The organism is Candidatus Aquicultor sp. (genome assembly GCF_054640775.1).
In genome coordinates this window covers 1-11,818 of the sequence record NZ_JBTSLF010000086.1, presented here as the reverse complement: position 1 = coordinate 11,818, position 11,818 = coordinate 1, and the positions used below count along the sequence as shown (strand labels likewise).

14 protein-coding genes are annotated in these 11,818 nt (G+C 53.2%); 2 read left to right on the top strand and 12 right to left on the bottom strand.

The annotated features are described in order from the left end of the window. From ACYC56_RS08375 to ACYC56_RS08355, 5 genes are all read right to left on the bottom strand, one after another. Positions 1-932, bottom strand: a 932-nt coding sequence (locus ACYC56_RS08375) for a cbb3-type cytochrome c oxidase subunit II (RefSeq protein WP_461373731.1), incomplete at its 3' end; no start/stop codon positions are given. A gap of 17 nt (positions 933-949) precedes the next feature. After that, positions 950-2,545, bottom strand: coding sequence for a cbb3-type cytochrome c oxidase subunit I (locus ACYC56_RS08370; protein WP_461373730.1), 1,596 nt, complete (start codon positions 2,543-2,545; stop codon positions 950-952). Between the two features lie 136 nt (positions 2,546-2,681). Continuing rightward, the gene (locus tag ACYC56_RS08365) at positions 2,682-3,170 is read right to left on the bottom strand and encodes a hypothetical protein (protein WP_461373729.1); all 489 of its coding nucleotides are present in this window, start codon (positions 3,168-3,170) and stop codon (positions 2,682-2,684) included. Next, positions 3,151-3,633, bottom strand: coding sequence for a hypothetical protein (locus ACYC56_RS08360; protein WP_461373728.1), 483 nt, complete (start codon positions 3,631-3,633; stop codon positions 3,151-3,153). The genes ACYC56_RS08365 and ACYC56_RS08360 overlap by 20 nt, the downstream gene beginning before the upstream one ends. A 28-nt stretch (positions 3,634-3,661) precedes the next feature. Then, positions 3,662-5,155: a B12-binding domain-containing radical SAM protein gene (locus ACYC56_RS08355; protein WP_461373726.1), complete on the bottom strand. Its 1,494-nt coding sequence runs from the start codon at positions 5,153-5,155 to the stop codon at positions 3,662-3,664. Between the two features lie 208 nt (positions 5,156-5,363). On the opposite strand from ACYC56_RS08355, the gene ACYC56_RS08350 reads away from it, so the two are divergent. After that, positions 5,364-6,008 carry a DedA family protein gene (locus tag ACYC56_RS08350; protein WP_461373725.1) on the top strand — a complete coding sequence of 215 codons (645 nt, stop codon included), beginning with the start codon at positions 5,364-5,366 and terminating at the stop codon, positions 6,006-6,008. Positions 6,009-6,077: 69 nt separating this feature from the next. Here ACYC56_RS08350 and ACYC56_RS08345 read toward each other — a convergent pair whose 3' ends face one another. The 6 genes from ACYC56_RS08345 to ACYC56_RS08320 form a co-directional block, all read right to left on the bottom strand. After that, the gene (locus tag ACYC56_RS08345; RefSeq protein WP_461373724.1) at positions 6,078-7,055 is read right to left on the bottom strand and encodes a hypothetical protein; all 978 of its coding nucleotides are present in this window, start codon (positions 7,053-7,055) and stop codon (positions 6,078-6,080) included. Continuing rightward, positions 7,052-7,651 (bottom strand): cytochrome b N-terminal domain-containing protein, encoded by a 600-nt coding sequence (locus tag ACYC56_RS08340; RefSeq protein WP_461373722.1) that lies wholly within the window; start codon positions 7,649-7,651, stop codon positions 7,052-7,054. The genes ACYC56_RS08345 and ACYC56_RS08340 overlap by 4 nt, the downstream gene beginning before the upstream one ends. A 51-nt stretch (positions 7,652-7,702) precedes the next feature. Then, positions 7,703-7,867: a hypothetical protein gene (locus ACYC56_RS08335; protein ID WP_461373721.1), complete on the bottom strand. Its 165-nt coding sequence runs from the start codon at positions 7,865-7,867 to the stop codon at positions 7,703-7,705. A gap of 215 nt (positions 7,868-8,082) precedes the next feature. Beyond that, on the bottom strand, positions 8,083-8,604 hold the full coding sequence (locus ACYC56_RS08330; protein ID WP_461373720.1) for a DUF421 domain-containing protein: 522 nt from the start codon (positions 8,602-8,604) through the stop codon (positions 8,083-8,085). Between the two features lie 9 nt (positions 8,605-8,613). Continuing rightward, on the bottom strand, positions 8,614-8,979 hold the full coding sequence (locus ACYC56_RS08325; protein WP_461373719.1) for a DUF202 domain-containing protein: 366 nt from the start codon (positions 8,977-8,979) through the stop codon (positions 8,614-8,616). A 36-nt stretch (positions 8,980-9,015) separates the two neighbouring features. Beyond that, on the bottom strand, positions 9,016-9,741 hold the full coding sequence (locus ACYC56_RS08320) for a sulfite exporter TauE/SafE family protein (RefSeq protein WP_461373718.1): 726 nt from the start codon (positions 9,739-9,741) through the stop codon (positions 9,016-9,018). 284 nt (positions 9,742-10,025) lie between these two features. On the opposite strand from ACYC56_RS08320, the gene ACYC56_RS08315 reads away from it, so the two are divergent. Beyond that, positions 10,026-10,991 (top strand): polysaccharide deacetylase family protein, encoded by a 966-nt coding sequence (locus ACYC56_RS08315; RefSeq protein WP_461373717.1) that lies wholly within the window; start codon positions 10,026-10,028, stop codon positions 10,989-10,991. Between the two features lie 39 nt (positions 10,992-11,030). Here the strand turns inward: ACYC56_RS08315 and ACYC56_RS08310 are convergent. Further along, positions 11,031-11,818 (bottom strand): hypothetical protein (locus ACYC56_RS08310; RefSeq protein WP_461373716.1); only part of this gene is annotated, 788 nt, incomplete at its 5' end.

Sequence of the window (11,818 nt, the reverse complement as noted above, 5' to 3'; positions counted from 1 at the left end):
TCACCGTGATCGGTAAAATTGATCGGGGTCGGGCTCATAAACCGGGCTGCCTCGCTCACCGCGGCCCCTCCCTCGCCATGGCACCCGATACAGCGCTCCTGGAATATCTCACGCCCACGGATAAGAGTATCCTTCGTCACAGGCAGGGGGTTACTAACCAGCCAGTATGACCTATCGACGATGTTCAGGTTGACGGGGTCGGGCCAGTCCAGCCCATCGACGTTCCCGCCTGGCGGAGTAGGTGCGTTGACTTGCGCCTGCCACACATCGGCTAGGGTTTTTGTCGCACCCTGAAAACCTTTTGGTGGCTCGGGCAAATTGTTTACCGCCAGCAATAGTTTTTTCATATAGTCTTCGCCGGCAAGACGCAACAGACCGCTCTTGCCGCTCCTTCTCTGAACAAAAGCGGTTAAATCTTCGACATCCTGGTCGGAAAAGAAGCTAAAGCGGGGCATTATCGACAGCGGATCGACATAACGGGCCGAGAAGAAATGGGCGTGATGCCAGTCGTCCGGATGTAAGCCGCCTTCGTTTGAGAGATCCGGGCCGAGACGCGCGGAACCGAAAATATTCGGGCTGTTCTCAGTACCGAAATAATCCCCCGGCTGAGATACTCTGGGGTACAAGTAATAAAGTCCTGCCCGAACATCCTGCGGCCTCGAAAACCCGCTATGACAATACATGCATCCGTTAGAAACGAAAAGTACACGCCCGCGCATCGCCTGGTCGTTCATCGGGGCCCATTCATTTGAGACCGGTGGGTTAAACACGAAAATCTGCAAGAGCGCGGCGCAACTAGCCGTCACTGCAAAGGCGAAGAGGCCTCCGATAAAGGTTAGGATAGGGGTCATGAGCATTTTCTTGTATGGATGCTGAGCCCACCCTCGGGGCGACAATCTGTATGAAGGCAACCAGCGTTTTTGTTCGGACATTGTAACCCCTCCCTCCTTTATGGTTGAATCGCACCGACCCCGACGCCGGAATGCGCATCCCGTGCGGCCTGCTTGGCGATTATAGACCCGGTATCAACACGGTATGTTTGAACAATGTTGTAGAGCTGTATAAGACCGGATGCGTAAATCATGCCGCCGGCGACGGAGCGTAAAGCGTTCCAGATCTTGAGCATCGGCAAAACATTTACTTCCGGTGTACCGTTCATCCAATTTTGTCCCTGAACAAAGGCGGCTATCGTCAGCGACGAGAAAAAGAGCAGGAAGCCGAAGGTAACCAGCCAGAATTGCCATTCGGCAAGCGCCCGTGAATAGGGCGGCTTGCTCAATATCTGCGGCACGATATAATATACGACGCCCATACCCAGGATCGTAAACCCGCCCAACAACGCCAGGTGGGCGTGACCGATTGTAAAGTTGGTGAAGTGAACGTAGACGTTAAACGGCTGTATCGCCTGGACTGCCCCCTGCAGGTTTACCAGAATATAGAAGATAAACCCGGTCATTACATAACGCACGGGCAGGCTCGTAAAGAAACGGTCCCAGTTACCGCGCATAGTCAAAAATACGTTTGTAAAGAAGGCAAATACCGGGATGAGGATACCTACGCTGTTGACGCTTGCGATGGTTTTTAGCCAGCCGGGGGTCGGCGTCTGCAATAGGTGATGGTCGCCGACGCCCGCATATACGAACACCAGGCCCCAAAACGAAATGAGCGACAATGTATGGCTGTAGAGCGGCGTGTTCGTCAGGCGGGGGATTACATAGTAGGTAATCGCGATAAGCGCCGGCGTAAGCCACAAACCGAACAGGTTATGGTTACCCCACCAGTTGATAAGAACGTCATGCACGGCTACCGGCAAAGCGCCGGATGGATTATTGAAGATATTCCCCGGAAACCATATCGCATTTTCTATAGCGATCGAGATGGCAACCCACGCGGGGGCCGCCATAGCCCACCATACGCTGACATACAGGGGTCTCACTTTGCGAATTGCCACAGTACCGAGCGTATTAACGATGTTGCTGATAAAGACCACGAGGACAAGAATATCGACGGGCCAAATAAACTCCGCATACTCTCTGCCCTGGCTTAAGCCTAGAAGAAGGGTGATAAACCCTACGGCCAGCGTAAAATTGTAGACCCAGCCGGTCCAAATCGCCAACCGCTCATTCCAGAGGCTTTTTGTGCCGAGAAGGCGGGGCAAAAAGTGGAAAAAGCCGCCGAAGTACATCATGGTAAGCCACGCGAAGATGACCCCCTCAACGTGCGCTGGCCGTACCCTGCTAAATACAAGATATGGGATTCCGGCGAACGCCTCGGGCTCGAACAACTCGATAGAGATGATAAAACCGAATGTCGTTACGACAACGAACCAGAAAGCGCTGCTTAGAATCCAAAAGCCTGCGGCCCGGTCATCGTATTTATACGTGACCTCGCCGATTCCGGTGACCGTCTCATACCCGAAACCGAATCGCCTGTGCAACGCATCGCTCGCTTCTGTTCGCGGTACTTGTTGCCCGCCGGCAGCTTGGTTTTGTTCTTGTTTTAGGTTTTGTCTCTCTTCTTCTTGCTTCTTGTTTTCATCTGCCATTTTATGTCCAACCGCCCTTTGCTTTTTTCAACCGGTTGACCTTACCTTACAAGGGTTCATCTGTTTAGCTAAGCCGTTCCCTGCGCCACGTTGCCCTCTCTGTAAACGCACTTACCCGTCGAAATTATGGTTTAAACTACGGTCGTCCCTTGCCCACCGAGCGAACCTTGAAGTAAAAATAATCGGTTCCGCCGTAAATACCGTCCCTAGCAGCTGTGATGTAATACAATCCCGTGTGTAGTCCGCTCTCCGGTGCAAGCCGCAACACGTTGCTTTTTTCAATCTTTCTACTGACAGGAACAGCTTGGTTGGTCGGGTACGCATATATGCCATATGCTGGCAGTTCGTCCAGTTGACGGTACTTTACGTAAACTGATGGTTTCCTGCCGACCGATGGCGCACCCGCCGGGAATTTGTCTTGGGTAGAAGCATAAGGATACAGTTTATACAGACCCTCTCCCGCGTCCAGAAAAGTACCCGCCTTTACGCTTTGCATGGTAGGAACCTTTACCGCTTTCGGGTTTGGCAACGATAAGAGCAGCAACGGAAGGACCACGATTATAACGAACGCAACCCCGAGTGCTGCGGTGGGGATAAGCTTGGCCTTAAGAGTCAACCTTGTCACCTTGCTTTCGCACCACCATTATCTGGTTAGCAGCAAGGCATCCCGACGATACCATTGCGAGAACCGGTAAATAGCTGACCACGACAAACGGGGAACCTGATAATCCTCCGGTCAAGGCGAGATAGATAGGGTAAAAGGCCCAAACAAAAGCGGGAACCACCGACATAAGGATGAGACCGGGGAAGATGTTACCCGAGATCATCCAGCCCAACCCAGGGAACCCGCACAGGGCGCACGCAAACTCTATGGCGATCCTGGCAGCAGGGTTGAAAAGAGGCATGTCGGGCTTGATGGGGCCTTCATAACGTCGTATGCGCTGCCGGACTGATATAGCCTGCAAGCTATCGCCGCCGGTAAGCCGGTGCTGGCGCCTGGCCGACCGAATAGCGCTAACAGTAAGCACCAGGCCTGCGGTAATAAAGATACCGAGCGATATGCTTATAACATACATAACAACGACCATGCGCACTCACCACCTTAATATTGACTCTCTATGCGACTAACTCTTTATTGGCCGGTTTGGCGACTTGCGCTTTGTGAGCCGGTCCTCCATGCACGACCCCGGCTTTGCCGAGCGACGCCTTGACCTCGTCAGCCAAATACGAGTTTTCCATCAAAAGCTTGGCCACACGCACCATGTAGTCCCGTTTATGAGGTGATAGCAGGTGCAGGTTCTTCATCTTATCCATATAAAAGGCCATGAAAGCCCCGCTCAACATACCTGCCAGCTCATCGCGGGTCATCGCGTCGGGCTTGATGATCGGGTTTATAAGGTTGTAGCGGCTGTAATCGAAGACCTCGACTTTATCGGCTACCTGACGATAAAAGTCTGCATACGGCCATGGGGTCACCGCAAGAAAAAATGCGAGGTCGGGCGCATACTCAAATGAAAGCTTGAGGGTCTCATCGACCGTTTCGGGCATGTCGCCCGGCAACCCGAGCAAGAACGAGGTTTCCGTGATGATACCCGCATCGTTAAGCAGGGTAATCGCCTTTCGCGAGTCTTCTATCTGCAGGTTCTTCTTCATCTGATCCAGGCGGCCCTGATGAACCGCCTCGACCCCGACATACATATGCAGAATGCCGGCCCGAGCATACTTATCCAGGATGTCCGCATCTCGCACGATATCATCGGCACGCGTTTCGACCAACAGCTCGAGCCCTAAATCCTCTTCGATCAGGCGATCGAGGATATATTCCCAACGGGAGCGGTCGTGCGTTGGATACTCGTCGGCGACCTCTACGGTATCGACACCGAAACGCTCCTTGAGCATGCGTAACTCTGTAATAATGGATTCCGGCTTGCGCGCCCGCCAGGTGCCGCGCCACATCTTATGCTGCGAGCAAAACACACACCGCTCGGTGCAACCGCGCGCCCAGCTTGTAATGGCAAGACGTGAGCCGGGTTTAGTCCGATAGTGATAGACCGGCCAGTCGATCAAGTCCCAGGCGATAGGGAGCCGGTCGAGATCACGAACCAGCGGCCGGTCCTTAGTGTTCACGACAAGCCCGTTGCTTCCAGGCGGTATAAAGGAAATACCGGCGGCTTTTTTGGTATCGTCACCGGCATTAAGGCATGTCAGCAGCTCGGGAAGCGTGCTCTCCCCCTCACCGCGAACCACGTAATCGACCGCGGGATCGGCCAACACTTCAGCCGCCATATGAGTCGGGTGGACACCCCCGATAACCGTAACGACCCCCGGCACCGCTTCTTTGGCCAGGCGTAAGACATCGATGGCCGCGTTTATGGTCGCGGTATACGCCGTAACGGCTACAACATCGGGCCGGGCGGACGCTATACGGGCCTCGATTTGCTCGCTAGTGTGAAAGAGCGACATCGCATCGTAGATTTCAGCATCGAAGCCTGCTTTTTGTAGAGAACCACCGAGATATGCGAGACCGAGCGGCATCCAGACGCCCGCCGACTCGACCATCCCACAATGGTACGGCGGTGTAACAAGAAGAACCTTTGTAATCTTCTCCAACAAACTGCTCCTTAATATCGCTTAAAGTGCCTTGTAGATACCCACGGCAAACAAGCTCCAAACGTTGCGCTCGCTCGTAAACCTGACGATCGTGTATGCAATCGCTTGTGGGCCATTAACCATAGCTCATACTGCATACTGCCGGGCATCCGGTTAACGAGTATAATGATACCCATTGCGATGAATTGCTAAAGGAGACAGAAGCAATATGCTGGCTAGCTTTGGGATAACCCTGTTGACTAACGTTAAGAAATACGGCTATCTTGCCGTATTCTTTGGGGTTATGCTGGAGAACGCGGGGGTTCCGGTTCCAGGGGAAACGATCCTCTTGACGGCTAGCGGACTGTCTAGTCAGGGCAGGCTGTCGATCTTCCTGGTAGCGGCAATCGCGGCAACCGCGGCGGTCATCGGGGACAACATCGGGTTTGCGATAGGGCGCTTCGGCGGGCGACCACTGGTAGAAAAATACGGCAAGTATGTGTTCATCCGCAAAGAGCAAATCGATCGCATCGATAGGTTCTTTACGAAACACGGGCCGGTAGCTGTGTTCTTCGCCCGGTTTATTGCGGGCGCGAGGGTTTTAACCGCACTGATCGCGGGGACATCCGACATGCCCTGGCATGAGTTTTTGCTATTTAACGCCCTTGGAGCCCTTGCCTGGGCTTCGGCTATCTCAGCCCTTGGATACTACGGGACCACCTACGGTAAGCAACTTCTGCCTATTTTGAAATCGCTGCATTTGAGCATCTATGCGCTTGCCATAGTCCTTGTCGTCGTCTGGCTGGTGAGCCGTGAGGTTCTTGCCAGGCGCAAAAGGAAAAACCAAAGCGACACGCCCTCGCCCGACCGGTAGTTAAGAGCGAGAATATGTCGCCAGGAACGCTTTTTGCCGCTAAGCGACAACACTGTTACGTCCCGTACATTAGCTGACTTTTCTCGGTTGTGCCTGTGCTGCCGGCGGTTTTTCACGCGCATACCAATCGCGCCAGATTATCCTGTAAATCCCCAGCCAACGAGGTATCGCGTTCAAGACCGGAATAAACGGTACGAACAGGAGCACCAGGAATAGAACCGTCATGATTATGCCGACCTGCAAGTCGCCGTTCGCAGATGCGTTCATCGGCGGTATCTGGTAGAAGAACGCATACGGATACAACCACCAAGCCCCCGGATAGTTGCCGGTCTCATGGCTGATACCCCACTGGTCACCCATCATATCGAGCGAATCCGCCACGTTGTGGTCGACATCATCCTGAAAATAGAGGAGTGGTCTGGTAAGATCGAACACGTACGGCTGCCTCGGCCCTGCGTCGAGAGAACCTTCAAGCAACCCGGCTTTACCCAGGTTAAGCATGCTGTTCATCATCGTTTGAACCGGGCCGAAATTCCCTTTAGGCACCGTGACGTTGCCCTTGGGCGATATCTTTGCCTTATCGAGCGCGCCGAGATAGACCGTCGCCCAATCACTTTGCTGCTTGGGCGATGCCGTCTTATAGGTGGATAACGCACTGGCTAAACCTTTATCGAGGACGGCAATCTTCTCAAGAGGCCTCAGCACCAGGTCGTTTGACGCATTGATCGGAATCGTCACCCCGAAGAGCACCGCCGGTTTTATCCCAAGAAACTCCTGGGAATTATCCACGTCCTTAGTATACGGTGGTCCGTACGCCTGGACGCTGCTTTGCCCCGCAAGAATGCCGGCGCTTGTCTTAAGATACGACACGGGCTGCAGCTTGGCTACATCTTCGCCGCGCACGGGGGGATAATCCGGCGAACTAAAGATAATTGAAAGGGCGAGTATCACGATAGCAAGTACCCCGGAGACGATCAAAGCCTCCCTGATAAGGTCAAACGGCTTCATTGGGATACCTTTGAAATATGCCTGCGTTTTTTTGCTCATCGTATCGTCCTCCTTTGCAATGGTTTCACCGGGCCATCGTGGCGAACGAAGAACAGGTGGATCAAAACTATGATCCCAAGAATGAGCGGCAGAGCGAACACATGAAGCGTGAGCACCTGCGAGACATCCAACGTATTAAAAAGGGCGCCGACGCCCAGCGCATTAAAGGCATCTTTCGCCTGAACCGCTATCCACTGGCTATCCCAATTACCCTGCGACAAAAAGCCGGTTAGGCCTGTAACAACCGCCAATCCCAACGCCAAAACGCCCCATATCCAGGTCTTGGCTCGGCCATCGCGCCATGATGCTATGAGGTATTTGGTAACCAGGTGCAGTACAAGCGCGAGGAAAAATATCTGCACGCTCCAGAAATGCAGTGAGTTAAAGAACAAACCGGTTCGCGACACATGGTACCAGTTCGGGCCAAAGAGGCTTAAGATAAGGCCCGTGATGATGATAAACGTCAGGGATGAGAGCGTTGCCACACCAAACATATAAGAGCTTGAATTTACATAGACCGGCATCTCTGCCGGTAACGCGTCCTCGAGCGTGAGGTTATCGGCCAGTACAACCTGCGCTCGTTTTGTCAGGTTCATCAGTTCTACACTCCTTTCAAAGGGTACGGTCGGTTAAATTTAAAGTGATAGTTAAGGTTTCCGCTCAAGAGTCTTAGGCATGCGTGCCCACGCCGCAACGAAGAAGATAACAATCGCTGCAACCCACATAACGATGCCGGGGATATCGAGATTAAAGATGCTGAAGTCGATGTGCGGTACGGCGGGCAGCGTTTGAGGTGGCAATAACTTTTCCATATACTCCCTCCTCCTTTTTTGCTGAATACTTCCGTTGCTCGTGCCGCTTTGCGATCAAATAGGCTGGCAAGCGCCAAGCCCGCCGGTATGTAGCAACGGTGCAATAGAACTGCAAGATAGCACGTTTATATCCAAATCTGCTGATTTTATTCACGGCTCTACCGCCTTATAACTGCCGTATTGAAGGCCAAGCGATAATGCTGTTCCTGCTGCTACTACTGCTTGCGGCGCAGAAACTTTATGTGCCTTCGCGATTTCAATACCTTTGAACCGACCGGAACGATACTGATCGTGCCGTCGACCTCCAACACGGCAATTTGCACATCGGAGAGAGACTCAATACCGTGCTCGCGAATGGCCGCCTCAAGCTCGTCCATCGTGATATGCTCACGGCGCATATGGTGCTCAAGAACCTGGCCGTTGTGTACAAGAATCGTGGGCTCACCAACGGTCAACTCCCTTACAAAACGATTGCGATCAGCGGCAACAGAGACTATAAAATTCAACGCGAGCAACGTGACAGCAGCGACTATCCCGCCGGTAAGCGAGGTATCCGGCCCCACCATCGCGTTCTGGACCGCATTGGCGATTAAAAGGATAAGCACCAGGTCAAATGGGGTGAACTGGCCGACCTCCCGCTTCCCAGTCAACCTGAAGCCGATGAGGATGACGAAGTAGATGATAAACGTTCGTGTGATGATAGCAAGAATCGGCGTTCCCGGGGTAAACAGGTTCATTTCAAGCTCCTATGGGCCCATCGCGCTAAATGTCGTCCAAAGGATGATTATGGCGGCGATAAAAAGCAGTGCCGTGATGAGGGCTATAGAAATGGGAAGGGCCGTTGAGGCGTCTTTGATATCGAGCTTTTTGTACGTGGTCCAGTAATCCAGCAGCGCAAAGATAAAAATCGCCGCACCCCAGATGACCAGGAGTTGGCCCACCGCATGCGCCGCTTTTTGATGCCCGATGTTGCGAAACGGGATAAGCTTGATGATTACAAGCCCACCGCCGACCCCGGCAAGGCCAGTTCGTATCCAAGCGGAAAACGTGCGTTCCGCTGCCAACAGTGTTCGTATCTGCGCTAATTTATCCCGGACATCGGTCTCGCCCAAATAGTATCAGTAGCCCCTTTATTTCACAGTGCTTCATCACACCGACAAGCGTGATATCCCACCAACAACCGTAAGGATTCCCATAACGATTACAATAGCGGCGCCGGCTTTTAAAAAAGCGCCACGGGTTTGCGAACCGATCATACCGCTGGCAAGCCCAAATCCGGCAAGTCCCGGTATCGTGCCGAGCCCGAACGCAACCATGAGCAACGCGCCCCAAAACGCCGAGCCGCCGGCGATCGCCCGCAGCTCGATGACCGCCAGCATGCCGCACGGCAGCAACCCCATAAGAAGCCCGAGCGGAAAGGCCGCCATGATGCCGCGCCGCGAAAGCGTTGCGGCTACCCTGTTAAATCTTTTGCTAAATGCTCTACTAAACCTGCCGTTAAATCTGCCGTTAAATCTGCCGGATTTTGAGACGGCGTTTGCCATCTTCATAGTACCGGTCCAGTTAAAACCCACTGCCAATCCGGCGACGACCATAAGCACACCCGCGACAACCGGAACCCACCGCTGAAACGGGCGCATCGAGGCCATAAGCCCCGGCAATGACCCCAGCGCCCCAAATAGTGCACCAAGCAGGCCGTATGTAATAAGACGCCCGGCGTGGTAAAGGGATTGATACACGGGGGCTCCGACGGCCCTGGCTTTTCCGGCGCACCCGGCGAACGAGCACGCGGCAATGACGCCGCCGCACATGCCTATGCAATGGCTGAAGCCGCCCGCAAGCCCGGCGAGAAAAAAGGCCCACAAAAGTTTCATGCCAACCTCTGGTAATAGTGTAATTGACTAAGCGGTCTCACTTCATATTCCCAAATCTTAAGATTCTTATTCGGGCCTTACCCGGCTACCGAAGGTAAACACCCTAGCCCATCGACACGTGACATACCGGCGTTGAGAAACTTGCGGGCTGCATGTATGAAACATCTACTTCACGGGTATACAAAAAATCGCCGCATGTAATCGTTGTGCTTACCTGGGTAAACGAAAGTCACCGCATGAGCAAAAAGGTGTCGGGAAAGTGGAAAACGGTAGTAGCCCGAACAATGCTTGGCATAACGCTGATCGCACTGGGCTTGTTTGCGCTTGACCTAACCGGGATTTTCAACCTCGAGAGCATACTAGCATGGACGAGCGATTCTAAAGCTCCTTATAAAAACGCATCGAAGGCGCCTTCAGTAAATAAGATTGGGCCGGCGCGAAATCGTACGCACGATACGAAGATGGCAAAGACGGCCACTCAAGAAACAGCCCCAAGAATCGCAACAATAGGCGCCGGCACTTTGCCGAAGGAGAGTCCCACCACGGTAGCACAGGAAGCGCTTGAAGCCCCGGGCCGCATCCCGGTTCTTATGTACCACTGTGTCAACGACCACCCTAAGTTTAAGAACTCGATTGAAAGAGATTTGACCATATCGACAAGGACCTTCAAACAACAGTTAGACCTGTTAGACACCAAAGGATATCATGTCGTGACCTTGGACGATGCCTACGACGCAATGATCTACGGCATGCAACTGCCGAAAAAACCGGTCGTTCTCACGTTTGACGACGGTGCGCCCGATGCCTACACCTGCGTCTTTCCAACCCTGCGGCAGCGCAAAATGAGAGCGGCGTTCTTCGTAAAAGCCGAAGAGGTCAACATGAGTAGAGGACTTGATTGGGCCAAAGTAAAAGAGATGTCCGATGCGGGGATGCAAATCGAATCGCACACGCTCAACCACTGCGACCTCGCAATCCAGGGTGCGGACGTGCTGGTCGCCCAGTTGATGGGATCGAAAGAGCTGATCGAGAGGCATACCGATAAACCGGTGCATTTCATCGCCTATCCGGCCGGAAGCTATAACCGGCAGGTTATAGATATCACGCAACAATCGGGCTATCTCGGCGGGCTTACAACACACCCCGGATTATGGCGGCCGGGCAACAACCTGTTTGAGCTTAAACGAATTCGCGTCTCCCGCGGTGAAACCCTGGCGCAGTTTTCCTACCAGCTCTCCGCTGGTTATTAATTACTTCTTATTACCGGTTTTAGCGATACGGCGATAGAACTACGGACGCGCGGCCGGGATGGTCGCCTTGCGCTTGCCGCTCTTACCTCCATCATCGATGGTAAACACATAGACCGGTCCAATATACCAGGTGTTAGCCTTTAGTGAGAGGCGTATCTGGTAGGCAAGCCCAACATCGGTAATCTTTTCCTTTCGCACTGCGGGTTTTGCGGGTTTGGCTCCGTAGTTGCCGGTTGCCTGGCGTGGGCCGCCATGGCCGAAGGAAGGTCCATCGGCATTGCTTATCGCATATCCCCTATTAAGGTCATCGATTGCCTCATCGATCGACCGGAGTTGCCGGTCGACCTTCTCCGCTTTGGCGGGAAGCATTCCCGAAGCTGTGAGGATTTTGCCGCCTTGGCCAATCCCCACCTGAATCCACGAAAACATCTCGGGTCTACCGTCGGTATCGATCAACGGATAGTCATCGATTCTACCTTGAAACCTTACCCACACCACCGGCGGCGCGACCGGTTTATGGCCGGGCTCTAAATACTCTGTCTTCTGAACTTCAGAATCGACTTTTGCTACATCTAACGAGAAAAGACCCCGGTTTTTACAAAAGTCAGTTGCTATCCTTATAGCCTCTCCTGTCGAAAGCATCTGCGGGTGACGTGCGGACCAGTTGATCCAGTCGACCATCGTGTAGGTGAAGTGCCGTTCTTTATCCGAAATCTCCAGCGTATAATCCACCCCCGGCTTTAGGTTTTTCGCCTTGACCGTCCCAAATTTATAAAACCCCTCGCTGATCGGCAACGGTTCTTTAACACCAAAAGCATTGCGGATAC

What these genes read in the sequence shown, in the direction of transcription:
- ACYC56_RS08370 (WP_461373730.1), bottom strand. Translation starts at nt 2,545, where the DNA reads ATGGCAGATGAAAACAAGAAGCAAGAAGAAGAGAGACAAAACCTAAAA.
- ACYC56_RS08360 (WP_461373728.1), bottom strand. Translation starts at nt 3,633, where the DNA reads ATGGTCGTTGTTATGTATGTTATAAGCATATCGCTCGGTATCTTTATT.
- ACYC56_RS08350 (WP_461373725.1), top strand. Translation starts at nt 5,364, where the DNA reads ATGCTGGCTAGCTTTGGGATAACCCTGTTGACTAACGTTAAGAAATAC.
- ACYC56_RS08345 (WP_461373724.1), bottom strand. Translation starts at nt 7,055, where the DNA reads ATGAGCAAAAAAACGCAGGCATATTTCAAAGGTATCCCAATGAAGCCG.
- ACYC56_RS08340 (WP_461373722.1), bottom strand. Translation starts at nt 7,651, where the DNA reads ATGAACCTGACAAAACGAGCGCAGGTTGTACTGGCCGATAACCTCACG.
- ACYC56_RS08335 (WP_461373721.1), bottom strand. Translation starts at nt 7,867, where the DNA reads ATGGAAAAGTTATTGCCACCTCAAACGCTGCCCGCCGTACCGCACATC.
- ACYC56_RS08330 (WP_461373720.1), bottom strand. Translation starts at nt 8,604, where the DNA reads ATGAACCTGTTTACCCCGGGAACGCCGATTCTTGCTATCATCACACGA.
- ACYC56_RS08320 (WP_461373718.1), bottom strand. Translation starts at nt 9,741, where the DNA reads ATGAAACTTTTGTGGGCCTTTTTTCTCGCCGGGCTTGCGGGCGGCTTC.
- ACYC56_RS08315 (WP_461373717.1), top strand. Translation starts at nt 10,026, where the DNA reads ATGCTTGGCATAACGCTGATCGCACTGGGCTTGTTTGCGCTTGACCTA.